Annotated in this window: 18 protein-coding genes; 8 read left to right on the forward strand and 10 right to left on the reverse strand. The window is 44.2% G+C overall.

From position 1 onward, the window contains the following. Positions 1 to 7: 7 nt before the first annotated feature. From ACLWOR_RS13450 to ACLWOR_RS13460, 3 genes are all read right to left on the reverse strand, one after another. Positions 8 to 2,383, reverse strand: coding sequence for a hypothetical protein (locus tag ACLWOR_RS13450; RefSeq protein ID WP_413941268.1), 2,376 nt, complete (start codon positions 2,381 to 2,383; stop codon positions 8 to 10). Between the two features lie 8 nt (positions 2,384 to 2,391). Continuing rightward, positions 2,392 to 3,459: a hypothetical protein gene (locus ACLWOR_RS13455; protein WP_413941269.1), complete on the reverse strand. Its 1,068-nt coding sequence runs from the start codon at positions 3,457 to 3,459 to the stop codon at positions 2,392 to 2,394. A gap of 141 nt (positions 3,460 to 3,600) precedes the next feature. Further along, entirely contained in the window at positions 3,601 to 3,801 is a 201-nt protein-coding gene (locus ACLWOR_RS13460; protein WP_413941270.1) for a hypothetical protein, read from the reverse strand. 223 nt (positions 3,802 to 4,024) lie between these two features. On the opposite strand from ACLWOR_RS13460, the gene ACLWOR_RS13465 reads away from it, so the two are divergent. Both ACLWOR_RS13465 and ACLWOR_RS13470 read left to right on the forward strand, forming a co-directional pair. Continuing rightward, positions 4,025 to 5,119 carry a DUF2914 domain-containing protein gene (locus tag ACLWOR_RS13465; protein WP_413941271.1) on the forward strand — a complete coding sequence of 365 codons (1,095 nt, stop codon included), beginning with the start codon at positions 4,025 to 4,027 and terminating at the stop codon, positions 5,117 to 5,119. A 103-nt stretch (positions 5,120 to 5,222) separates the two neighbouring features. Further along, positions 5,223 to 5,975 carry a substrate-binding periplasmic protein gene (locus tag ACLWOR_RS13470; protein ID WP_413941272.1) on the forward strand — a complete coding sequence of 251 codons (753 nt, stop codon included), beginning with the start codon at positions 5,223 to 5,225 and terminating at the stop codon, positions 5,973 to 5,975. Between the two features lie 3 nt (positions 5,976 to 5,978). Here the strand turns inward: ACLWOR_RS13470 and ACLWOR_RS13475 are convergent, their stop codons facing one another. Continuing rightward, positions 5,979 to 7,046: a branched-chain amino acid aminotransferase gene (locus tag ACLWOR_RS13475; protein WP_413941273.1), complete on the reverse strand. Its 1,068-nt coding sequence runs from the start codon at positions 7,044 to 7,046 to the stop codon at positions 5,979 to 5,981. A gap of 36 nt (positions 7,047 to 7,082) precedes the next feature. Then, positions 7,083 to 8,240: an NAD(P)H-dependent oxidoreductase gene (locus ACLWOR_RS13480; RefSeq protein ID WP_413941274.1), complete on the reverse strand. Its 1,158-nt coding sequence runs from the start codon at positions 8,238 to 8,240 to the stop codon at positions 7,083 to 7,085. A gap of 240 nt (positions 8,241 to 8,480) precedes the next feature. Between ACLWOR_RS13480 and ACLWOR_RS13485 the strand changes: the two genes are divergently transcribed. Further along, positions 8,481 to 8,918 carry a MarR family winged helix-turn-helix transcriptional regulator gene (locus ACLWOR_RS13485; RefSeq protein ID WP_413941275.1) on the forward strand — a complete coding sequence of 146 codons (438 nt, stop codon included), beginning with the start codon at positions 8,481 to 8,483 and terminating at the stop codon, positions 8,916 to 8,918. A gap of 58 nt (positions 8,919 to 8,976) precedes the next feature. Here ACLWOR_RS13485 and ACLWOR_RS13490 read toward each other — a convergent pair whose 3' ends face one another. Then, positions 8,977 to 9,567 carry a YceI family protein gene (locus tag ACLWOR_RS13490; protein ID WP_413941276.1) on the reverse strand — a complete coding sequence of 197 codons (591 nt, stop codon included), beginning with the start codon at positions 9,565 to 9,567 and terminating at the stop codon, positions 8,977 to 8,979. Between the two features lie 293 nt (positions 9,568 to 9,860). Between ACLWOR_RS13490 and ACLWOR_RS13495 the strand changes: the two genes are divergently transcribed. Both ACLWOR_RS13495 and ACLWOR_RS13500 read left to right on the forward strand, forming a co-directional pair. Beyond that, complete coding sequence (locus ACLWOR_RS13495; RefSeq protein WP_413941278.1) at positions 9,861 to 10,880, forward strand: gamma-glutamyl-gamma-aminobutyrate hydrolase family protein; 1,020 nt, start codon at positions 9,861 to 9,863, stop codon at positions 10,878 to 10,880. Between the two features lie 54 nt (positions 10,881 to 10,934). Next, positions 10,935 to 12,338, forward strand: coding sequence for an aldehyde dehydrogenase family protein (locus tag ACLWOR_RS13500; protein WP_413941279.1), 1,404 nt, complete (start codon positions 10,935 to 10,937; stop codon positions 12,336 to 12,338). Between the two features lie 21 nt (positions 12,339 to 12,359). On the opposite strand, the gene ACLWOR_RS13505 is transcribed toward ACLWOR_RS13500, so the two are convergent. The 4 genes from ACLWOR_RS13505 to ACLWOR_RS13520 form a co-directional block, all read right to left on the reverse strand. After that, the gene (locus tag ACLWOR_RS13505; protein WP_413941280.1) at positions 12,360 to 14,576 is read right to left on the reverse strand and encodes a cation:proton antiporter; all 2,217 of its coding nucleotides are present in this window, start codon (positions 14,574 to 14,576) and stop codon (positions 12,360 to 12,362) included. A gap of 91 nt (positions 14,577 to 14,667) precedes the next feature. Continuing rightward, positions 14,668 to 16,302 carry a S8 family serine peptidase gene (locus ACLWOR_RS13510; protein WP_413941281.1) on the reverse strand — a complete coding sequence of 545 codons (1,635 nt, stop codon included), beginning with the start codon at positions 16,300 to 16,302 and terminating at the stop codon, positions 14,668 to 14,670. 285 nt (positions 16,303 to 16,587) lie between these two features. Then, a complete protein-coding gene (locus ACLWOR_RS13515) occupies positions 16,588 to 17,304 on the reverse strand; it encodes a dolichyl-phosphate beta-glucosyltransferase (RefSeq protein WP_413941282.1) in 717 nt (238 codons plus the stop codon). After that, complete coding sequence (locus ACLWOR_RS13520; RefSeq protein ID WP_413941283.1) at positions 17,304 to 19,370, reverse strand: site-specific recombinase; 2,067 nt, start codon at positions 19,368 to 19,370, stop codon at positions 17,304 to 17,306. Before ACLWOR_RS13520 ends, ACLWOR_RS13515 begins: the two co-directional genes overlap by 1 nt. 219 nt (positions 19,371 to 19,589) lie before the next feature. Between ACLWOR_RS13520 and ACLWOR_RS13525 the strand changes: the two genes are divergently transcribed. The 3 genes from ACLWOR_RS13525 to ACLWOR_RS13535 all read left to right on the forward strand — a co-directional run bounded on the left by ACLWOR_RS13525 (position 19,590) and on the right by ACLWOR_RS13535 (position 23,265). Next, positions 19,590 to 21,287, forward strand: coding sequence for a serine/threonine protein kinase (locus ACLWOR_RS13525; RefSeq protein ID WP_413941284.1), 1,698 nt, complete (start codon positions 19,590 to 19,592; stop codon positions 21,285 to 21,287). 97 nt (positions 21,288 to 21,384) lie between these two features. Continuing rightward, a complete protein-coding gene (locus tag ACLWOR_RS13530; RefSeq protein ID WP_413941285.1) occupies positions 21,385 to 22,131 on the forward strand; it encodes a DUF5602 domain-containing protein in 747 nt (248 codons plus the stop codon). A gap of 78 nt (positions 22,132 to 22,209) precedes the next feature. Further along, on the forward strand, positions 22,210 to 23,265 hold the full coding sequence (locus ACLWOR_RS13535) for a porin (protein WP_413941286.1): 1,056 nt from the start codon (positions 22,210 to 22,212) through the stop codon (positions 23,263 to 23,265). The last annotated feature ends 48 nt before the right edge of the window (positions 23,266 to 23,313 follow it).

The raw sequence follows: 23,313 nt of genomic DNA on the forward strand, positions 1-23,313 counted from the left end.
ATATTCCCTAGAATAAACTTTCGCAGCGAATGCCTTTGAGGCTTTTCCAATCAACTTTCGAGGCTTCAAGACGACGCAAAGTACGGGCGTACTTTTCAGACCCCGCTAAAAGATTCCTAGCTTTTTCAAGAGTGACGTCTGGCTTAAGTGATAGATAATGATCTGCGGTCATCGACAAAAGATCGCGGGCGATTTCGGGACCATCACTTTTGGGTTCCCATCGGTCTTTAAATCGCGTGATGAGTTTCATATATTCAGCTTCACTTGTCGTGGCTTGAAGCTCGCGAACTTTTTCCTGCACCGCCATAATATAAGCCTGACGCTCTTTTAAAAGAGCCTGAGCTTCAGGAACAAGCGCAAGAGAAGACGCCCATTGAGGATTCGCACGGAAGAAAGAAATCATCGACTGGCGTGCTTTTTTTGAGCGAACGATAGACGCGAGAATTTCTTTATTCGAAAAAATAAGCCCCGGGTTCTTAATAAGAATTTTACTGATCAACTTACCGCTGCTGATAGACTCCGATACATGAATGTCGTTATAAAAAGACCTAAAGAATTTTGCTGCGTATTCTTTGTTCATAAGTGGATCGGCGTTTTCCAACAAGAAGTCCGCGAGAAAAATCCCTTGCCCCAGATCAAGCAAGGAATCACTCACACTTTTAAAAATCTTGGGATGGCTTAAGAGATCAGGCGCCCTCAACAATCCCTGCGCCACAAGACCGATGTTTTTTAGGAGATAATCTTCAGAAACGTCAAAGCCCGTTTTCACCAATTGTTTGTGGAAAGTATCAAGAAACTCTTTGACTGGTTGCCCCTCTTCTTTGGGACTTCCATTTTTTGAATACCGAACCAGTTCAGCGATATCGCCCACAGAAACACCCGCATACGGAACTAAGGCCTTCAAAATCGCTGCATTGTTTTCGACGTTTTGTTTTCTGAGCTGCATGAGCACACCTAAAAGTACATTCTTTTCGACAGCTGTACTCACGCTTTCAAGTCCCATAGCTTGACTGACACTGATGTTTACTGGAGAGAGCTTGTTGGCATGCAATCTTTGACCTTTTAGGTTTCCATTTGGATCGTCGTAATCCGGACCGATTTTAAAAGTTTCTTTAAACTCTTTGCGGATCTCGGCATCCTGATAGCTCAGGTCCTTGAACTCAGTCGAAACAACTTCCTGAATAGCCTCCCTCACTGGGAGGAAATTTATGAGAGTCGTAATTTTTTCGGGATTTGGCAAAAGAATCTCAGAGGCACCGAAGCGAGCTTTTTCTTGATGAAAGAGCGAAAGAATCTCGTGCGTTTCTTTTTTTGAGAGACGAGGTCCTGTGATCGTGTGCAAATAGAAAACATTTTTCCCTTCGGCTACAACTTTTGTCCCCTGCACATACCCTTTTACTGCGCCTTTCGTATCATAGACAAGGAAAGTGTATTCATTAGGTGAATTCACAAATGGAAAACTGAATTTCGTGGCGCAGTCATTTCCAGCAAAACCACGGAAAAGCCCCACCACAGGAGGAACTTCACGTAACGTCATTGTCACAGCGGCCGCTTTTTCTTGGGGAATCATTTTTGCTACGTTTGAGATAAACCATTGTTCGAGAGATTTCTTTGTTGCGGCGTCTACTTTCCAGATTTGAGCGTAGTCTTTCGGTGAAGACAAACGGCTTTGCAGGGATGCATAGTGCTCAACCATCAAAACAGTTAAATTCTGCTCCACTTGCAGAGCCTGCTGAAAACGAGAAATAATCTCTTCCTTTGTGATACTGGCATCGGTCCAACCGAGGCGATCTGGAGCAAAACCTTGCGATACAATCTCCGCGGGAAGATTCTCTTGGAGAATTTTAATTTTTGCTTCAGGTGATGCAGAGAAGAATTCCTTTTTTAGTGTTCCGGGCAAGATTTGCGCAAGTCCCACAACAATGCCTTGGCTTTTTCCTAAAAGTTGTGACGACAGCGTTTTTAGAATTTCTTGAGCAACCGCATCGGGATTCGTTAATCCGCGGCTTTGCGCAATTTGATGAGAGCGTTCGGTCCATAGATTCCAATTCAGAACCTTTTCAGGATTTTCGCCACCACTTGTTTTGCCGTCCAGAACTTGAAACTGCATCAACTCTCCGTGCCCAGAACGCAATTTCTCGTACTCAGCACTGGCGTTCATCATTGATTGAATTTGCAGTTGTTGACTGAAAAGTGTAACGGGATCAATGGCGTAGTTGATAGCGCCTTCCCCCAAAGCAGGAATCAAATTGCGGATCTTCAAAAACGCCTCTGCTTTTTCAGATCCTTCTACCAAAGGTAAACTCTGGTCCCAAGAAGCCGCGAAGGACTGAGAACTTAAACTGAGAGCTAACAAAAGCGAGTATACAAAATGCTTTTTCATAATTTTTCTTAAAACAAGCCCTCACAGGAAATACGGATCGGAATATTTGTTCCGATTGTAGATTTACGGCGTGCGTACTCCACATCGCCCTTGGCCTGATAAATATATTCATCAAATATTTGGTATCGATTTTTTTGATTGGTCTCAAGTTCCACTGGAATTAAAATCTCCACATTCTTGAGGTAATCAATACGCCCTTGCATGATCTCCGTATAGCGAGCAAATTCCTCTGCGTCTTGAAACTCGCGCATACCACGCAATTCCAATGTCTGTTCTTCTTTCGGGAAGCCTTCGAAATGATCGACGTTGAGATTTTGGTATTTTGTAAATGGAACAAATCCCGAATAGGACTTCACGTAAACTTCACTTCGCATTCCTTCAAATAAATTGGAAAGCAGTGTTTCGGGACCGAGAAATTTCAGATACTCCCGATATTCCTTATCCCACTCGCCGAGAAACTTATGAAAGCGATGCAGAAGACTCTCACTATCAGTCGTATAAATTGCCGCCATAGGTGCTGCATTTGCAGGGCTCCAATGAAAGGCGTGCGCGGTTGCGAGCGAATGGTTCACCCAATCCACAATAAAATTTCGAACAGCATGGGGATCACGTTGAAATGCCGAAGAAATCCCAATATGCAGATGGCCCGAAGTTTTTTGCGACGGATACAAACCCACAGCCGTGGCAGAATTAAAGATCAACTCTTGAATTCGCGGAGCATTGCGAGCTACTTCCTTTGCCGTCATAGGCGACGTTGTCACTTCCACCACCCATGGGTCCAACATGATTGTGAAACTCCACCCTTCTGGCGTCTGGACCTTGAAAGCATCGATACGATATTTGTCTTGAATGCGCTTTGCTTGGCAATCAGGACATTTTTTGCGGACTTCTGCCAGGAAGGCTTTTTGTGCAGCCGTATTGGCGTCAGAGTTGACGACGGACGGCCCAAGAGCGCGTCCCGCCTGTATGAGGTTTTCGTTTGTAAAATTGAATTCAGGGCCAAATGTGGCTTCTTGCGCATAAGCGGCGCAAACTTGAAAAAGAATGGAAAAAGCACCCAAGAACCAGCGGTTCACAAAATAGCCTCACTTTGATGGCACACCATCAATGGAAGGAATTTGCAAAGCATGTTCCGACTGGTTCCGGGTTTTATTATCTATGGGCGTTTCACTGTGAGACGCCTTTGTGTGGCTGCCAATTTTGGCTCTACACTCGAGTTATACGGTATCGACCTTTAAACGGCCGCAATGCTTTTCGATGATCTTGTGGGCTTCGCTCGAGATTTCTTCAGAGGCTTCGACATTGAGATCGAGGATCTCAACTTTTTTTACAACTGTGGGCCCATACCACTTTACGATGTTATTAAATGCTGTTTCTCTATCTTCTTTGTTTGAGAATTCGTAGGTTGATACAGTCATGTCTCTCCTTGGTTAAAGGTTCTACATTAACCCTAACAAAGCATAGACACATCGACCAAACAAAAAGGTTAAAAAAATTCTCTACTCAAAATGAGAGTGGTTTCAGAGTGAAAAAGTCGTAAAATGACGCTACAAAAAACATGATTTTCAGAGAGCAATTACTCCATTTTTTAAGACGCTTCTTGATAAACTCGGTGCTTCCTTTTATCCTGATATCACATCTATGACACAACTAAAAAACCGCGTTCTTCATTATTACGAACAAAATGAAACTAAAGTCGATATCGCCTTCTTCTTGGGTGGATTCTTCTTTGATATTTTCACTCTTTCTGACATCGACGATCCTCTGAGTATCGCTCAGCAAGTCGTGTACTTACTTGTTCTCGGATTTATTTTGTTCTACGATTTTTTGGGAACACATCATCTTTTTCAACCCTCCCCGCGTCTTGAAAAGATTTGGAATTACCGCCAGTTGATTTTGCATTTTCTCTTAGGGAGCCTGCTCAGCGTTTACTCGTTGTTCTTTCTTAAGAGTGCTTCCATCTTTTCTTCAATTATTTTTGTTTTGCTTCTTTTGGTCATTATGGTGGCCAATGAACTCAAGCGCGTCCAAGAATCCAAGGTCGATATTAAAATCGGTCTGTATGTAATCTGCGTGTTTTCGTTTTTCTCTATGACGATTCCAGTCATTTTGGGGTTCGTGGGATATGTGCCGTTTTTACTCTCGGTTCTCGCGACGGCTGGCGTTCTTTACGGCATCGTTCACCTTTTACAGAAGAGGATCGAGAGTCGCAAAACGCTGATCCGCAGTATTTTAGCTCCGGGTGGTGGCGTTCTTGCGCTTTTTGTTTTGTTTTATTTTGTCGGTTGGATTCCGCCGGTTCCTCTCTCTATCCCGAACATGGGCATTTATCACGGAATCGAAAAGCAAGATGGCAAGTACTTACTGTCCCATGAAAATCCAGCGTGGATGTTTTGGCGAAAAGGTGATCAGCAATTCGTGGCCGAACCGGGGGACAAAATTTATTTCTTTGCGCAAATCTTTTCTCCTGCGCGATTTAGTGATTCAGTGATTTTACATTGGTATTACAAAGACCCTCGCCGTGGTTGGCAAACTACAGACCGTATTCCGATGAGCATTGCCGGGGGACGCAAACAAGGTTATCGCGGCTACACCAGCAAGCAAAACTATTCCGAAGGCGAATGGCGGATCAGTGTCGAAACAACGGATGGGCGCGAGATTGGACGAATCTATTTTGACGTGATCAAGGTCGCAACTCCGAATCCAGAGCGAAGCTTCAAGCAAGATATCTATTAAAGTTCTACCCTTTGCTGGTGAATTGCAGCAGAAAGCCATTGCGATTCGCCCCGTTTCAGTGAAAGTTGGTGACATCTCGTAGATGCAGGCTAAACTTGTTTTTATGAGGATGCTGCTTTTAACACTGGTCTTAAGCTGGAACCCCTGGGCGGCACACGCGGCTGAGCCCGGAAATTTGTCTTCAGCTACCTATGGAGTCAATTCCGACTATGCCATGCCTCTGGTTGATATCAAACGCATTCAAAATACGCAGACCTTAGACGCTGGAATCTTAAAAGATTTGGGCGAAGCTCTTTTTAAAGAAATGCATCTTGTACCAACGATCACGTTATTGCCTAAAAAACGAGTGGCTCCAAGCCTTCTCTCAGGCTCCGCAAACGTGATCTGCCACCTTAACGAAATCTGGCAAACAAAAATCGCAAAAGATGTCTATTGGAGTCGTGACGTCTATGAGAGCTCAAATGTTATCGTTTACATTGGCAACAAACCACTGCATCAAATCAAAGACCTTTATGGCTTGCGGGTGGGTACTGTTCTCAATTTTGTCTATCGCGACCTTGAACCGCATTTCATTTCTAAGCGTATTCTGCGCGAAGATGGACCTAACAATGAATCTAATCTACAAAAGCTTTTAAATGGACGAATCAGCGCCATTATCATGTCGAATCTGGAATACAACTACTACAAGAAAATCTATTCCAATTTAGACAGCGCTGCCATTGAAATGGATACGATAATGACGAAGTGTGCTTTGTCTAAAAAATCCAAAAAAATCACTCTGGAAAAATTAAACAAGGCCATCGATGCCATTCAGAAAAATGGCACCCTCGATAAAATTTTAAAAACGTATCAGTGATTTTTAGATTTTTTCTAGAGGCACAATCCAGTTGAAACGATCTGGAGCCGTGCCACGCTGGATGGATGTGATCTCTTTATAAAGCTCGGTGCTAAGAGGGCCATTTTCGTTGTTGTTGATCACCCATTCCTTGCCTTTATATGACAAAGTTCCAATTGGTGAAATCACCGCAGCCGTTCCTGTACCGAAAGCTTCTTTCAAGCGACCTTGCTGAAGTTTTTCAATCACTTCTGTGATTGTCACACGACGCTCGACGATTGGAAGATTTTTAGATTTCAAAACATCAATCACCGCGCCACGAGTCCCACCGGCAAGAATGCTACCATTCAAAGCAGGCGTCACGATCTCATTATCAAAAACAAAGAACACATTCATTGTGCCGACTTCTTCGATTCCTTCGTGATCAACATCCAACCACAAAACTTGCGCGTAACCCTTTTGCTTCGCCTCGTAAGCGGCTTTCAGGCTAGCAGCATAGTTCGCACCTGCTTTGACAGCACCAAGGCCGCCAGGAGCTGCGCGAATGTATTTTTCTTCTGTCCAAATGCGAACAGGCTTTGTGCCCTCGCTGTAGTAAGAACCCACCGGCGACAATAAAACATAGAACACAGTTTCATGGGAAGGACGCACACCCAAGAAAGCTTCCGTGCCGATCAAAGTCGGACGAAGATAGAGTGACGTGCTTGGATCTTGAGGAATCCATTTTTCATCTACGGCCACAAGTTCATGAATCGCTTTCATGAAAAGTTCCATTGGAGGTGGTTGCAAACAAATACGCTCTGCGCCCTCCACGAGGCGGTGGTAATTAAATTCAGGTCTGAAAAAGACGATTTTACCATCTTGTTGGCGGAAGGCCTTCATACCTTCAAAAAGGGCTTGGCCATAATGAAATACAGAAGCCCCTGGATCAACCGAGAACGGTCCATAAGGCTCAATCTTCGCCTCATACCAGCCTTGACCCTCACGATATTTCGCAACGAACATATGGTCCGAAAAGTACTGTCCAAATCCAAGTTTGTCAGATGGAGGAAGGGCTTTCGGAGTCGTGGTCAAAGTCTTTTGAATTTTCATGCTATGGAAGTAACGGAGATAAGGACCGGGGTCAAGTTAGAGTTTAACTTGCACCACGGATTCACCGACTCCCATATCAAATCTTCCCCATGAAGGACGGAAGAGAAATTTTCCATTCAGAGTCACGGTGCAATCCATAAATGTTACAATTTGCAAGTATCCTTGACGAGACTTCTGGGACCTAACAAAAGTCCCCTCAACAACGACACCAGAACTAAACTCAAGTTTAGCGCGCTCGCCTTCGATCAATCCAATATCTTCAGGATTTTTTAGAGTAGAAATTCGAATGCCGTTTTTAAGAACTCCAACAGGAGTTCCAAAGCCAGTTTTATGCATATCAGGAGTTTGACCCACGTGCGTGCGGTACTGATCTTTCAAGCTGGTTGGCCCAGATGTTTGGATATAGGCCACTGAATTATTTTTCTCATTCAAAATCACATTTGACAGAGTGCCTGACACTGTCAAACCAGAGTTGAGTGACACTTCAGAGTGTATTTGTGCCGTCACAAGTTTTTGCAATTTTTCTACGGGAACTTCTTCGCCTCTTTGCGCCACCATCGACTCGACGATTTCCTGTGCCGCCGATTTCATGCGTTTACGAATATCCGCGTCTATCACTTGAGTTTCATCTACTTTTGATTCGACATTTTCGATATTAATGCGACTTGTTCCAGACACAGAAGCTTTTCTGTGCGTCAGCGTCTCAGCAAATCCGGCAAGAGCGTTACGAGCTCCCCACTTTCCAGCGGAAATTCCAACCAGAGTTATGGATTTACCAGCAAGTGGCGCCTGAACATAATCAAAGAAAGTTTTTAAAATTCCAGGGAAGGAACCGAAATACTCAGGGACCACGACAACAATGCTTTCAGCTTTGGCAATAGGCTCATCAAATTTTTTTTGAAATGTTTTAGGCGTATGAGAATAGTTTTGTGAGGAGTATGTTGTTGGCGGAACTTTGGCTAAATCTAAAACTTCGACTTGAGCACCTTCATCCAATAAAAGTTCACGCATTGTCTCTGCCACTTTTAAAGAATTTGCCCCTTCACGATTGGTTCCGGAAATAACCACGACAGATGGAGCATTCGATTTATTGGAGCGCTTGGAAAAGAGATCTGCGCACATGGGCCCGGCGGCGATCGCATTTACAGAAATAAAAAAAACGACAGAAAGAGCCGCAATGTTAGAGACCTTCATAAGATACACTTCTCCCTTAAAAACAGGATGTTCAAGAGAGGTTCTTACAATAACTGATCCAACGAACCAACACCGACAGATTGCTGCTCGCTGTGATTTGTCTCAACTTGAGACAAATAGCGATGTTAATTTCTAAACACGTCGGTGACAGATTTGCGTCCCAAAAATCATAAGACCCGACGCACCCGCAACAAAAGAAAAGCCTCCTCAAACAATTCTTTACTGGTACAGTAAAAAACTATGAGCCGAGCAATTGAAACTCTTGAAAACTATATGTTCGTTCGCCGCAGCCTGAGCCTGCATATCAATACGATGATTAAGGATATGCCCTTAGGACATCGCCAACTCACCATCATGCGCTGGCTAGATCGCAATGGCGAAATGAATCTTAAAACCTTGGCACTTTATACGTACACCGATCCAGCGACAATCACGCGCTCCGTACAACAGATGATTCGTCAGGGGTTGGTGGAAAAAGTTAAATCTAAGGACGATGGCCGCCAGTGGATGGTTCGCTTATCTAAAAAGGGACAGAAGTACACACCAGCTATCAAAAAAGTATATGAAGATGTCGCTAAGATTTTTATTGAAGGCTTAAGTAAGTCAGAGCAAGAGCAGTTTTCGGCTTTGTTGGAAAAAGTGGGAAATAGCCTGGAGAAAAAGTTTTCGGGAGAATAGGTTTAATGAGCCGGCCCAGATGCGCGCTTGATCGCGCACCAGGCTTTAAGGCTTTTTATTACTTTTTAGCTACAAGCTTCAAAGTCAATTCAAACTCGTCACTGATGATTTTGTCGCCAGCAAGTTCTTTAAAGAAGTTACCAGAACCGTATTTAAGACCCCATTTTGTGCGGTCGATTTTCACAGTCGCTTCACCAGTTGTCACACCTTTATCAGTTTTGATTTTCGCTGGGAATTCGATTGGATTTGTTTGACCGATCATTGTGAAGTCACCTTTTACAGTGTACTCGTCACCTGATTTCTTAGTTACGCTTGTGATTTTAAAAGTTGATGTTGGGAACTTTGTCACGTTGAAGAAATCTTCATTAGACAAGTGACCGATCAATTTCTTTTGGTAGTCAGCGCTGTCTTTCAAATCTTCATTTGTGATCGTCGCCATATCGATAGTGACCAGACCAGCTGTGATCTCGCCTTTTTTATTTGTTTCGATATTACCTTCTTTAACAGAGATGCCACCATTGTGTGTGCTTCCCATTTTTTTGAAACCCTTCCAAGCAACCGTGCTGGCTTTTGTGTCGAGTTTCAAAGTTTCCGCTTGTGCATGAACAGCAAAAGTTACAACCAATGCTGCCAATAGTGTTTTGATCATTTTGACTCCCTTCATGATGTCGTTTGATCGTTAATTGATACAATCACAGTTACAGAATGTTTCACGAAATGAGGGAGAGACTCAAGAGATTTTCGCCGAATGACATAGATGAATACCAAAGGTTTTAAGACTTCAGTCTGGGTTAAAAATTCGCAGGACTTAGGATCTCGGGGCCAATTTCCGGCACACAGCCGCGCGGATCTTAGCCGTCTCAAATTGAGATTATTTACTCTTAGTGAAACTAAATACAAAGAGCCCCGTGGCATTGATCTTGTATTGCTCTATCTCTAGCTATGAAACCATATTGTTATCTTATTGCCGCTATTTTCTCATTGGCTTTCTCTTTTGCGAAAGCTGACGCATCTATTCGCCTGTATGAATGGCATGCTCAGCAAACGCTTATTCCTCTCATTATCCCCGTCCGCAGCAGCGAGACGCCAGAGCAAGCAGCCCAACGATATCTCTTAAATATGGAGCGCTCAGCAGACTTGATGGAGTTATTTGAAGGACGAACACCTGATCTTACGTTGTCTGAATTTAAACCGCTCAGCGGAGATAGCACGTCCCGTACTTTGATTATGGCCAATGCACCGAAAGACTATACGAAAAACTCGCAACGCTTGGAAAACTTTGCCGGAAGCTTTACTCGTAATGGTCAAAAAAGTTTTTTGCTCCCGATCATGGCAAATCTAGGTCTTTCGAATAGTGAAACACGCGTTCTTTTTAACCATATCGTAAATGAATTTCCAATGCTGGTGCATTTGGGTGGTGATGACGTAGACCCAAGTACATATAAAAAAGAAAACTTCCATGCAAAAAACACGATTCCCGCCAGAGATCGATTCGAAATTGCGTTGATCAAGGCCTACACCTCAGCTGAGAAAGGTTTTCTTTTCGCCGTTTGCCGTGGCGCTCAGATTACATCAGTCGCATTAGGTTATAAATTGATCCAAGACATTCCATTTCACATCAAGGGCGCGATTGAGCACGCGAACAACTGGCACTCAATGACGCTGTTGAAAACGAAAAACAATTTATTAGGTGACGCGCTTTCTTATTTCAAAACCATCAAAATCAATTCAATTCACCACCAAGCAATTATCTTTAAAGAAGGTGGCCCTCTTGAATTGGCGGGTGTCGGACCTGACGGTATCACTGAAGCCTTAGAAGGAAAAAATGGACGCATCCTTTTAACTCAATATCACCCTGAACTTATGGACACTCCTCAAGGTGATGCTGTCTTAAACAAAGTCGTAAAACAAACGCGAAAGCTGTTCCGTGCGGGTCTTTGCGCGCAACAGTTCTCTTTTTAACAGGTAATTGCGAAAAGCCATTGCTCTTCAAGCTGACTCCCCTATGATAGAGTCATGCTTGAGCAAATCTATCTTCATCAACGCCAATACAGTTTGCAACTTCGCAAAGAGCCCTATGAGACTCGCCGCGAACATCTGTTGACGTTGCAGAAGCTGGTGGAGAATCATCAAACCGAGATCTGCCGCGCTCTCGAACTTGATTTTCAGAAACCTCAGTTTGAAACCTTGATGACGGAAATTTATTCTGTTGTGCATGAAATCAAGTTTGCCTTGAAGCACTTGCGCACTTGGATGAAGCCACAGCGTGTTTCTACTCCCCTGATGATGTTGGGTACGAAAAGCGAAATTGCTTACGAACCTCGTGGCGTGTGCCTGTTGATCTCGCCATGGAATTATCCTTTTTACTTAACGATGGCTCCCTTGGTTTCCGCTGTGGCGGCGGGGAACTGTGTTATTATTAAACCTTCTGAATACAGCCGTCATACCAGTTCCTTAATGGGACAGTTGATAGAAAAATATTTTTCTCCCGAACATATTCACTTTGTGCAAGGTGGACCGGAAACAACGCAAGCACTTTTGCAATTTCCGTTCGATCATATTTTCTATACAGGTAGCTCCCGGGTCGGTCGTTTGATTATGGAAGCGGCTGCGAAACATCTGACTCCTGTCACTTTGGAATTAGGTGGAAAAAGTCCCACGATTGTCGATAAATCGGCTGATCTCGAGGTTGCGGCTGAAAAACTTGCTTGGGCGAAGTGCCTGAATGCGGGGCAAACTTGTGTTGCTCCCGATTATCTTTTTGTGCACCAAGATATTCAGGCGAAATTTTCAAACTTGCTACAAGAAAAAATCAAAGCAGCTTTGCATCTGAACTCTGGTGAACTTCAATCATCCCCGGATTATGCTCGTATGATTTCACGGCACCACACGGATCGACTGATTGGTCTTGTGAAAGAAGCCGTCGATGCCGGAGCTCAGATTATTTTCGGCGGCGATTCTGACAGCGAAAAACATTTTATTGGGCCGACTCTGATCACTAAAATTCCGCCACAGGCCAATTTGATGAAGGAAGAAATCTTTGGTCCTATCCTACCAATCATTCCTTACAAAGAACTTTCTGAAGTGATTCATTTTATCAACGATCGTCCAAAGCCATTGGTCCTTTACATGTATTCCAATAGCAAATTGGATATCGACCAAGTGCTGCGCGAAACTTCTTCCGGCGGAGCCGTGATCAATGATTCCATCATTCACCTAGCAAATACTCATTTACCGTTTGGCGGCGTTGGCGAAAGCGGCATGGGCCGTTCCCACGGCATCCACGGTTTCCGCACCTTCTCAAACGACAAAAGCATTCTCCGCCAAGGGGCTTTGGGCCGCTTTATGCGAATAACCTACCCACCTTATACACCATTCAAAATGAAATTCATAAAGAAGCTGATTAGGTGGAGGATTTAAATGGTCCTCTTGCATTGTAATTTAATCTAACGCCAAGATCTTCTCTCGATCCCCTACTATCCACAAAAGATCACCGATGCGGATGATTTCTGTGGAGTCGGGATTGAGGATGCGGCGGCCTTCTCGCTCGATTCCAACGACGAGACCATGGGTTTTTTCGCGGATGCCACAATCACGAATGGATCTCGTTACGAACTCCGATCCTTCTTCGACCATGTATTGTTCCAGACTGTATTCAGATGGCGCTTCAACCAATTCCGAAATCACATCGGCTTCAAGAAAGTTTTTAAAGAGAACTAACTGTTCATCCGTTCCGATCACATAAACACGATCATTCGGCATCAGGGATTCTTGGCGACCGGGTGCTGTGATACGTTTTTTTCCCCGTTCAATCAGAGCAATTGTCACGCCGAAACGTTCGCGGATACTTAAAGTGAACAATGGCATTCCGACATAAGGAGCTTCCGGTGGAATTTGGAATTCCGTGATATGTGCATCCCATGGCGCTAACATTCGATTGTGTTTTTGAGCGTGTTTCTTCTGAACCTCATCATTGAGATTTGAGAGAAAACGATTTTCAAACCATTGGTAAATGTCCTTAAGATTTTTAAAGAGCACATAACCAACGACGACGACCATCCAGAGCGTAATTCCCAGAGCCCATGCCAGAGGCACGAATTGCGCGACCATGGCCCCTAAAAGACCAACCGTCAGCATGATTCGAGAAATTAAGAAGATATAATTGTGGCTACCCTTTCCCTGCTCAATCATCAAAAGGCTAAAGTTTTTTGTACGTCCAAAAGCCAAAGCCCACAAAAAGGGAGCTGTTAAAATCAAAGTCAAAGAAAGCGCAAAGAACTTCGCCGAACGTTCTTCAACTTGTCTTTCTAAGAGGAATGGCAAAAACACCCGCGCGACTAACAGGAAAATCGCAATCACCACAACTGCATTTAAAAGAATCTTAAGTAGATACGCACGCACTTGATCGCGCCACTCACGATTTCCGGCCATTGAAAAAGAAATCACACTATAGCCATCAATGGTTTGCACGAATTTCTGAGGCAAGACCTTCTCGATCCAGTTGTAGACCTTTTCAGAGGATTTCAACATATACGGTGTCATAAAGGCCGTCAGAACTGAAACCGCCACAGCCAGAGGATAAAGTTTTTCACTCACGACTTTCAGACTTAATCCCAAAGTCGCAATGATAAACGAAAACTCTCCGATTTGCGCCAAGGCCATTCCGGATTGCAAAGACGTTTTTAAAGTTTGACCCGAAAGAACCGAACCAATTGTCACGCTCAGAGTTTTACCAAACATCACAACCAAGGAAAGAATCAAAACTTCTTTCCAGTAAATTGCGATCATGTGCGGATCAATCAACATCCCGACAGAAATAAAGAATACGGCCGAGAAAAGATTTTTAATCGGTTGAATCAGGTGATGCATTCGCTCACCCTCAATGGTTTCAGCTAAAATAGATCCTGTAATAAATGCACCCAAAGCTGAGGAGAATCCCACCTTAGAAGCAAACACCACCATCAAAAGGCAAAGTCCCACGCCGACAACTAGAACGGTTTCTTCCGTGAGAACCTTTTGATTGCGTTTAAAGAAACTTGGCAGCAAGAAAATCCCTGCAACAAACCAAATCGCCAAGAAGAAACCCAGCTTCAAAATTGAACCCATCATCTCGACACCCGAGAATTCTCGAGTGAGAGCAACCGTTGTCAAAATCACCATCAAAAGAACGGCCACGAGATCTTCGATAACTAAAATCCCAAAAACAGTTCCGACGAAACGGAAATTTTTAATTCCGAGTTCCTCCACAGTCCGGATGATGATGGAAGTTGAAGAAATACTTAAAATTCCACCTAGGAAAAGACTGTCCATAAAGTCCCAACCCATTAAGCGCCCGGTCGTATATCCCAAGGTCACCATCATCCCGATTTCAATAATAGCGGTGAAACTGGAAGGACCACCAACACGGAATAATTTCTTAAAGGAAAACTCAAGACCTAAAGCGAAAAGCAGGAAGATCACTCCGATTTCAGCCCAGAGATTGATACTTTCTGTTGCGACGATGGAGGGAAAGAATGACGTTTTCGGACCGACTAAAAAGCCAGCGACCAGATATCCCAACACCAGCGGTTGGTTCAGGCGCTTAAATAAAAGAGTCACAAGACCCGCGGTACCAAGAATAAGAGCTAAATCAGCGATTGCGGAAGGAAGACCATGCATAGAATTATTATGGCGCTTCGAATGACAGAACTACAAATATAAAAGGCCGACTTTTCAGTCGGCCCTTTAACTTAATGCGTTTTGTTAAAAACTAGTGAGTTGCAAGAGCGGCTTCAACAGCGGCTTCAGCATTCACAAGACCAGAACCGAACTCATTTTGAGTGTTAGGGTTCAAAGGAGTCGCAGTCGATCTCAAGATTTGTTTTACTTGAGCGCCAGTCAATGACTTGTTAGCTGCTTTTACAAGAGCGGCTACACCCGCAACGTGCGGAGTTGCCATTGAAGTACCATCGAAAGAAGCGTAGTCAGTTGCAACCGTTTGCAAAGTCGCAGAAACAGTTACGCCCGCTGCCAATTGTTTCACGATCTCTTCACCCATCGTTTGTTCGATCATGAACACACCTACTGGCAAAGTTGTGCTTCCGTCAGTCAATGCACCTTGGATCAAACCAGGAGCGTTGTTGTAGATAACCACACCAGCTGCACCCGCTTTGATCGCGTTTTCAACTTTTTCTGTGAATTTGATTTCGCCACGAGCGATCAAAGCGTATTTACCTTGAACGTTTGCTTGAGCGAAGTCTTCAACTTTACCAAGACCTACGTGAACCAAAGAGTTTGTTTCAGCAGTCAAGATTTCGCGAGCACCTTGGAAAGTAGATGCATTTACTTTGTTAGCTTTTTGACCAACTTTAATAGTCACACCCGCTTCACGACCTGTGCCGCGTGGAACAGTCGAAACAACCGCAACACCTGGAGCAACGATCGCCAATTGCGGACCGTATTGAGAGAAATCTGCTTTTTTAAGTGTGCTATCAACTGCACCAACTGCGATAACAGTTGGAAGAGCTGCTGGGTAAGAAACGCGAGATGAACCGTCGTTACCAGAAGCCGCTACAACTGTGATACCAGCCGCATCTGCTTTAGAAACAGCGTCTCTTTCAGCAGGAGTTGACCACATACCACCCAAAGACATCGAGATCACATCCACTTTTTGAGTGATACCCCAGTTGATACCTTGAGCGATCGCTACGTTCGAGCAACCTTGATCAGAGCACACACGGCCCATCAAAATTTTTGCACTTGGAGCAACACCAGTGAAACCTTTTTTATCAAGAACACCTGCGATTGTACCCGCACAGTGAGTTCCGTGACCAACGTGGTCTGAGAAATCTTCGCCGTTGCTTTCGCCAGTGAAGTCTTGACCTTGTTCAAAGTTCGCTTTGATTGATTGGTGTTCAGCATCGATACCTGTATCCAATACAAGTACGCGAGCGCCTTGACCGCGATTTGATTTGATCCAAGCTTCAGGAGCTTTTACCGCAGAGATACCCCATGGAGTGCCTTTAGATGTTTTTACGCGTCCTGCAACTGCAGAACCCAAGAAACCTTTAACTGGACGAGGACCTTCGTGGAAAACTTCTTTTTCAACATATGCTACAGCTGGGTTCGCTTGCAATTTAGCGATCTCAGATTCGTCTTTAACGTTCACGATAACTGTGTTCAAGTTCGACAAAGTGTCTTCAACTTGAGCGTCAATTTTAGATAGCGCGTTTTCTTTTACACCGTCGATTTTAAAACCTTTAAGTGCATAAGAGCCCCCCGCCTTATACGCTTGGTGAACTTCCTTGAATGACTGAGCGTCTTTCATGATTACGATCGCGCGCTCAGCTTGAGCTGCAGATGCAAACACTAAAGACAAAATGAGTGCAGATACGTTGAGTTTCATTTAACTCCCCCTCAAATTCCATGGACATCAACAATTGACGTCCTCGCTGAAAGGCACTTCATTTTAGTTTGAAAGTTTTATCAAGTACTGTTTTGGAACCACTTAAAATTATTTTTGGCCGCGAAAAAATGAAATTTTCTGTCATGAAGCCGTGGTTCCGTTTTGGAACCTCAGCTCAAAATTAGAACTGATTCATGGTTAACTATTAATATTCTTTATATTTAATATGAATTCGAACCGCAGCTGATGCTTAAAATTACAACAGTGAAATTGACGCGGCGCTAGTTAAAATAAGCCCAATCGCAACTTTAAAACTGTGCAAAACATTTCCCAGCTGTCGCGGAAAAGTCGGACATGAGATTCTTCTTTGTGCTCCCAGCGCACAGGCACTTCTTTGATCTGCAGTTTCTCGTCTTGCATCAGTAGAATCAGCTCCACATCCCACGCAAAACGGTTCACACGCAATTGCGGAATGACTTTTCCACGAACGACGTTTGTGATTTTGAGTAATTTAAACCCACACTGCGTATCGTGAAATTTAAGTCCCACAATACCTTTAAGAATTTTATTAAAAGTGCGCCCCATATTTTGTCGCACCCAATGTTGGCGCACGACGATTTCACTTTGTGGAAGTGCTCGCGACCCCATCAACAAATCATACTGCGAAACATCCGGCAGAAATTTATTCATCTCTGGCCAAGGAGTCGCCATGTCCGCGTCCGCGATCAATACAAACTCTTCACGACTTTCGCGAAGTCCGCGATGCACAGCTGCGCCTTTGCCTTGATTCTGTGGCAAGCTGATCGGGCGAATCAACGTCCACTGCTTGCTGACTTTTTCAATATACTCTTTGGTTCCATCGGTCGATCCGTCATTGACGACAAGAACTTCACCAATTGTCCACTGCAATGCTCTTTCGTCTATTAGGTTTTTTAAGACCTCAAGAGTTGCCGGAAGACGTGAAGCTTCGTTGTACGCCGGAATAACGATCGAAAGACGCATCAATGCCCACCTTCATGTGATGACTTGGAGCGAATCGTTGATCCCACTGGAAGAACGAAGCTCAAAGGATTAGAGAAAAATCTTTTACGAAGTGCTTTACGAATGGCACGACGTTGAGAGGTATCGATATTACGGGCTTTAATAGCCAACAAGAACGCCATACCAAAGCTTACAAGAATATTGAACACACCAATGAACATCACGCCTGCCACTGCACGCCAGAAAAGTGGTGTCGATAAGAAATCAATACCCAAAGTCGGAATAGAAGCCGCCAGAGTTCCCGAGGACAATGTCACGTGGCGCACATCTAATGGCAGTCCCAGGAACTTCATAATCTCCGGAACCATTCCCAAGAAGATACCCAGAGAGATATTCCCGACCAGTCCTGAAATATTTTTTTCAAAGAACATTGCAATTCGACGAGCTCCACGACGACCAAAGATCGTCATCAAAGTCGGACTGCGCGCCAACGTTTTGCGAAGTGAATTAAGAGCAAACCAGTTATCGCCCCAACCCGCTGCTAAACTTGAGAGCCACAAAAGAATTCCCGTGAAGCCCGCATAGAGAATCGACGGCCCCAAAATATCCACGGTGTGAAAAGAATAACGGGCTTTAGCTTCACCTAAAATATGTCCACCAAATAACAACGAATAAATCGTATCAATTAATAGAACACACGGAACGACGAACATCACGTTCCCGAAGACCGAGGCGACTTGCGAGCGGATCAAATGCACAATCTCGGTGACCAGATCATTCATCCCCTCTTCGCTGTCGACATTTTGCATTTTTTCGGCCAACGCAGGAGCTGTCATCGCCGGCTGTTTCGTTCCGAGAGTGAAACCCAGCAAATGAATCGCCACGAAACTCACGGCATAGTTAATGGATGCAAACGCACCTTCCATAAAACTTGAAAGTCCCAATGCTAGGATCGCAAACTTCGCATACACAGTAAGAGCTGTTAAAGCTCCTCCGCCACCCGCCGCTTGAAGCATGCGACGGTATTCCGCTTTTGTGCGGGTGATATAGTGCTCACCGGTTTCCGCAGCTCGCTCAACTAATTTTCGCGCCAAGAACGACACATTTTGCGAAAGAATCGAACGCACGCTGCGCAGATCTTGATTTTCCGCGACAAGATTGGCAACGAATCGTGTGACTTTTTTGCAGTCCAATTTTTCCGTGATTAAAATTTCAAGTAAACTTTCAATACGCTGAAGATAAGCTCTGATACGCATCATCTGGAAGACCAAGCTGATACTCACACCATATTCGTCCAAGTGTTTATGGACTTGAGTCAACTCGCGACGGCACTCCCACACAATCATACGAAAGCGCGATGCCTTTTCAAAAAAGAGATCTCGTTCACCAGCTTGGTAACTTGTAAGAAATTCTTCCATCCCGCGTACAAGAGAGAAAAATGCAGAATCGCGGAAGTGAGGTTTATCCAGGCGATGACGAATCGCTGGCGACAAACCAATCGCACGAACTTGAATAACTAGATACATCAGAGCGTCTTCCATATCTGGCCCCAGACGATTCCAATCTAGTTCATCTGTTTTCACTTCATAGTGGAAAAGTGCAATGAGTTTTTCAAAAGTCTCGTTATCAATGGCCGTGATCCATTCAGGATCTGTGTCTTTGGGAAAAAGAGCCCACAATAAATATCCGAGTTCAGAATCAAGTGGTGGCGTTGGCAAAAGCTTCATAACCATACGGTCGACAGCTTCTCCCCACACGCCTAATTCTTTCGGCAGACCTGTTTCTGTGTAGAGTTCAAGACCACTGACATCATGAACCACCCGACGTAAAATACGCGCGCAATTTTTCTTCCACTCAGGATTGCGATCCAACACATTTAACAAGAACTTCAAACGCGCCACGGGATGCGATGCCACTTGGCCTTGATAGCGAATCCATTGCAGCAGTTTTACCAACCAATTCAGCTGATCTTCCAACTGAATTTGTTCAGCAGCAGAAATTAAAAGCACATCCAGTTCGCTATGAACTTTTCCTCGGTTCCGGTAAATTTTCAATCGAGTAAAAAATTGATTTATATCTTTCAACATAGTGTGATGCTAACAAGCTCACTCTGACTTTTTGAGGCCCAGCGCGTCGTTCTATACCGTCTCAGAGTGAAACAGGACCTTCGACTAGCTCGAGAAATTACCAAATGTCGAGTGAAAATAAATCGCAACCCAAAATGAATTTACGTTGTCCTCACAATTTGAAGATGTTTTTTATGAAATAATCTTTAGAAGATTTCTCATCATTCCGTTTGTTTATGTATGAAGCGCGTGGGTCCTTATGAGCTATTAAAGCCGCTGGCAACAGGGGGTATGGCAGAAGTATTTCTGGCTCGCTCCACGTCGTCATTTAACGATGGAAAAGTCGTCGCGCTCAAGCGCACTCTGCCCGACTTTCTCGATAGCCAAGAACTCTGCCAAATGTTCCTTGATGAAATTCGTGTCGGCGCTTCTTTAAATCACCAAAACATCGTGCAAGTTTGTGATTTTGGTCAGACCGAGAATCAAGCGTTCCTGGTGATGGAATATATCCACGGTATTCCGCTTCGTGAATTGATTGCCACGCTTCGTGATAGATCCGAAAATCTGCCGCTTCCATTTGTGCTTTACGTGATTAAAAAAGTCGCGGAGGCTTTGGAGTATGCATACAACGCCCAGGATCCAACAACGGGTGAGCCTATGCACCTGATCCACCGAGATATCAGTCCGCAAAACATCATGGTCACTTACGAAGGCGAAGTGAAGGTGATTGATTTTGGTATTGCCAAGGCCGCTGCGATTTCTGGCAACACCCAACACGGAACGATCAAAGGAAAGCTTGCTTACATGAGTCCTGAGCAAGCGTCGCGCGAACCTATCGATCATCGCTCTGATTTATTTTCATTAGGAATTATCTTCTGGGAGCTTTTAGCAAATCGCCGCTTCTTTGCGGGGCGCACGACAACGGAAGTTAAACACTTGGTGCGTGAATACCGCTTTCACACTTTAAACTTCTCTGAATCTGAAAACTTGCTTTTGATGGAGCCGATTCTGTCTAAATTGCTTCATCACGACAAAACAAAACGCTATATGCGAGCGAAAGATCTGTGTCAGGATCTACAATTGACACTGAATAAAAATTTCCCGCATTTTTCTTCGCTGGAATTTGCTGTTTATATCAAAAATCTCTTTTTTGAAAAGTACGAACGCTCAATGCGCGAGATGAAACAACTTCTTGTCGGCGAAGACTTGAAGACAGAGCGCATTGCCGCTGGCAGTGAAAAAACTGAAAAAACCGTTCTTACTCACAACAGCATTCGTCTCTTTAATGTGATTCAGCCAAAGGCAACGCCTACTTCTGTGGCTGCTACAGCTGCAAAACCTCAACCTATTCCGGTGATGCCTCCTCAGTTGCAACCGCTGCCGGCTCAACCGCCACCGAAGCGTCCGATTGTGCAAGTTCGGGGTGTCACGGTGGTTCGCGACGTAGAGCCCGAACATCAAGTGTCGTGGCCTATTTATGTATTGTTGTTCTTAGGTTTTGGTCTCTTTTCATTCTTTGGTTATCAATGGCAATCAAAGAACCCAGTTCGCGCGGCTTCTTTGTTGTCTTTACCAGAGGTGCGCAATAGTTTTGCCAGTGACTATGTTGACGTCACACTTTCGTCGTCTTCTGGCTATTCGCAAGTTCTTGTGAATGGACAAATGCAAAACACGCCAACTCCTCTGACATTAAAACTTTTAAAAAATCGCCCTTATCAAATCGAACTGAATAGCCCCGGCTATAAGTCTCGCCGTTTTAGCTTTATTCCTGCAAGAGACGCCCAATATGTGATCACGATGGATCGCCTGCCACCTCCAGTCAGCAAACGTCAAGTCGCTTCAACAGTGGTGCCACAGATTGCAAAGGCCACACCGAGCAAAGTGACAAAAAAATCAAACAAGGCCCCTCGTCAAGTTCCAGCGAAAAAGCATAAATAACTGCAGCTCCACACTGGCTTTAATCATCATGTAAAATTATTTCTTGTCTAGGTCCCTGTGAATTTTAGTTTCACCATAAATTCATGGGGAGGATCTTATGCGTTTTAATCTGTGGTTCTTTTCTATCTGTTTTCTTTGCGCGCTCAGCGCTAAAGGCAACTCCATTTCAAAAGGTGCGGAAGTTCGTGTGGGAGCTGGTGTTGCTTACTCCTTTGTCGAATTCGACAATCAAAACATGCCTCTCTCAATTGGCATGGAATTCAACGGCAAAGCCTTGAGCGGCTTACCAGCACACGATAGAGAATTCACTCTGCCGTTCCCAGCCGGAACTATTTTAGCGCCTTATAATCATCTGACGATGAATTGGAACCCGCACGGGCATTTTCCAGATGAAGTTTATGGTGTTTCGCACTTTGATTTTCATTTTTATTTTATAACTGAGAAAGCTCGTCAGAAAATCCGTTGTAGTGACAACAACAATGATCCTTGCACACGTTTACCACTTGAAGAGTACACCCCGCCTTTTTACGTTCCTGCACCTGAAGGAGTTTCAAATATGGGATGGCACTGGGTGGATTCTCGTTCGCCCGAACTCAACGGCAAAGCTTTCACGACAACATTTATCTATGGTTACTATCGAAGCGAATTCATTTTTGTAGAACCCATGATGTCCCATTCATTTTTACTTACCAAACCGCAATTCGAGTCTGACATCGAAACACCTCCGAAAATCAAGTTAACGGGTTATTATCCACGTTCTTACTCTCTGAAGTACGATTCTGTCCGCGATCTTTATTCTCTTCGACTGCAAAAACTTCAGCTGCGTGCGACATCTGATTTTTAGCACTTAGAATCGCGGGGATTTGCGAGGCCTCACATTTTTATTTTAACCTCTGCGCTATTCACAGATAAGGAGTGTTAAATGAAAAAAATGGCTCTTTGGTCTTTGGCTCTTTGTGTTTTTTCAGAACCTCTCTGGGCCGGTTCACTTTTATTCGACACGCGCGTCGATTACAACTCAACGACCTATAACGATGATGCAGGATTACCGAACTTTACGAAGTTCTATATAAAAACCGGTCGACTGGACTATCAAGGTCAGCTGAACGAAAACTTAGTCTATCGTGCTCGTATTGCTTTTAATAAAAATCCTCAGCCTTCCGTTCGCGACAGCACAGGTGCAGCCGTTGAATACGCCTATATCCAAAATAAATTCTCGGATATGTTTTCACTTTCAATCGGTAAGAATAACACCGAAATCGGAGGCTTTGAGCAGGCGACAAGCGGAGCCGATATCTATCTGGCTTCCGAGTCGTACAATCACTCCGGGCCTGGCGGCGAACTCGCGGGGCGAAACTTAGCCACAGGTGATGTGTATTATATGACGGGCCTTAAAGGTATTTTTAGTTTCGGTGAACAAAAGCTTTATGCTGTCGTGACAAATGCGGAAACTGACCACACGAGCAATGGAACAGATTTTGATCAGAACTACAGCCTTTACAACTTAACTTGGCTGGGAAATTTCGTTGATAAGGCACTTGCTGTTCGAGTGAATTACGGTCAGTTGGCAGGTCCTTCTGAGGATGACATGAACACTTTTGTCGGCGCGGGTCTGCAATGGAACTCACAACCAATCTTAATCACCTTTGATTATCTTCTCACCGAGTTTAAAGAAGGTGCGACCAGCGACAAAGACCGTCTGACTTCTTTAATCCTGAAATTTGCCTATACAGGATGGGAAAACTGGATTCCACGTCTAGAATTTACAGGATCAGAAGAAAAACGTGAAATTGGTGCCAGTGAAACAAATAAGTTTCACGGTATTGGTGGCGTGATTGAATACGTTCCGTATAAAGACTCTGTTTTTCGCTATCATGCAGCCGTGACCAACTACACAGAGGAACCTGAAACTGGCGGCGATAAAACCAAAACCGAAGTGATCGTCGGTACGCGCTTGTTAGCAGACTTTCTTAAATAGTTTATTTGTTCGGAACTGATCCATGAGTGTGTGCTTCGAGCGGGGTTT

The sequence above is a fragment of the Bdellovibrio sp. HCB2-146 genome, assembly GCF_047345725.1.
Lineage (GTDB): Bacteria > Bdellovibrionota > Bdellovibrionia > Bdellovibrionales > Bdellovibrionaceae > Bdellovibrio.

What these genes read in the sequence shown, in the direction of transcription:
- ACLWOR_RS13510 (WP_413941281.1), bottom strand. Translation starts at nt 16,302, where the DNA reads ATGAAACTCAACGTATCTGCACTCATTTTGTCTTTAGTGTTTGCATCT.
- ACLWOR_RS13450 (WP_413941268.1), bottom strand. Translation starts at nt 2,383, where the DNA reads ATGAAAAAGCATTTTGTATACTCGCTTTTGTTAGCTCTCAGTTTAAGT.
- ACLWOR_RS13460 (WP_413941270.1), bottom strand. Translation starts at nt 3,801, where the DNA reads ATGACTGTATCAACCTACGAATTCTCAAACAAAGAAGATAGAGAAACA.
- ACLWOR_RS13480 (WP_413941274.1), bottom strand. Translation starts at nt 8,240, where the DNA reads ATGAAGGTCTCTAACATTGCGGCTCTTTCTGTCGTTTTTTTTATTTCT.
- ACLWOR_RS13525 (WP_413941284.1), top strand. Translation starts at nt 19,590, where the DNA reads ATGAAGCGCGTGGGTCCTTATGAGCTATTAAAGCCGCTGGCAACAGGG.
- ACLWOR_RS13520 (WP_413941283.1), bottom strand. Translation starts at nt 19,370, where the DNA reads ATGTTGAAAGATATAAATCAATTTTTTACTCGATTGAAAATTTACCGG.
- ACLWOR_RS13505 (WP_413941280.1), bottom strand. Translation starts at nt 14,576, where the DNA reads ATGCATGGTCTTCCTTCCGCAATCGCTGATTTAGCTCTTATTCTTGGT.
- ACLWOR_RS13535 (WP_413941286.1), top strand. Translation starts at nt 22,210, where the DNA reads ATGAAAAAAATGGCTCTTTGGTCTTTGGCTCTTTGTGTTTTTTCAGAA.
- ACLWOR_RS13490 (WP_413941276.1), bottom strand. Translation starts at nt 9,567, where the DNA reads ATGATCAAAACACTATTGGCAGCATTGGTTGTAACTTTTGCTGTTCAT.
- ACLWOR_RS13495 (WP_413941278.1), top strand. Translation starts at nt 9,861, where the DNA reads ATGAAACCATATTGTTATCTTATTGCCGCTATTTTCTCATTGGCTTTC.
- ACLWOR_RS13475 (WP_413941273.1), bottom strand. Translation starts at nt 7,046, where the DNA reads ATGAAAATTCAAAAGACTTTGACCACGACTCCGAAAGCCCTTCCTCCA.
- ACLWOR_RS13470 (WP_413941272.1), top strand. Translation starts at nt 5,223, where the DNA reads ATGAGGATGCTGCTTTTAACACTGGTCTTAAGCTGGAACCCCTGGGCG.
- ACLWOR_RS13465 (WP_413941271.1), top strand. Translation starts at nt 4,025, where the DNA reads ATGACACAACTAAAAAACCGCGTTCTTCATTATTACGAACAAAATGAA.
- ACLWOR_RS13530 (WP_413941285.1), top strand. Translation starts at nt 21,385, where the DNA reads ATGCGTTTTAATCTGTGGTTCTTTTCTATCTGTTTTCTTTGCGCGCTC.
- ACLWOR_RS13485 (WP_413941275.1), top strand. Translation starts at nt 8,481, where the DNA reads ATGAGCCGAGCAATTGAAACTCTTGAAAACTATATGTTCGTTCGCCGC.
- ACLWOR_RS13500 (WP_413941279.1), top strand. Translation starts at nt 10,935, where the DNA reads ATGCTTGAGCAAATCTATCTTCATCAACGCCAATACAGTTTGCAACTT.
- ACLWOR_RS13515 (WP_413941282.1), bottom strand. Translation starts at nt 17,304, where the DNA reads ATGCGTCTTTCGATCGTTATTCCGGCGTACAACGAAGCTTCACGTCTT.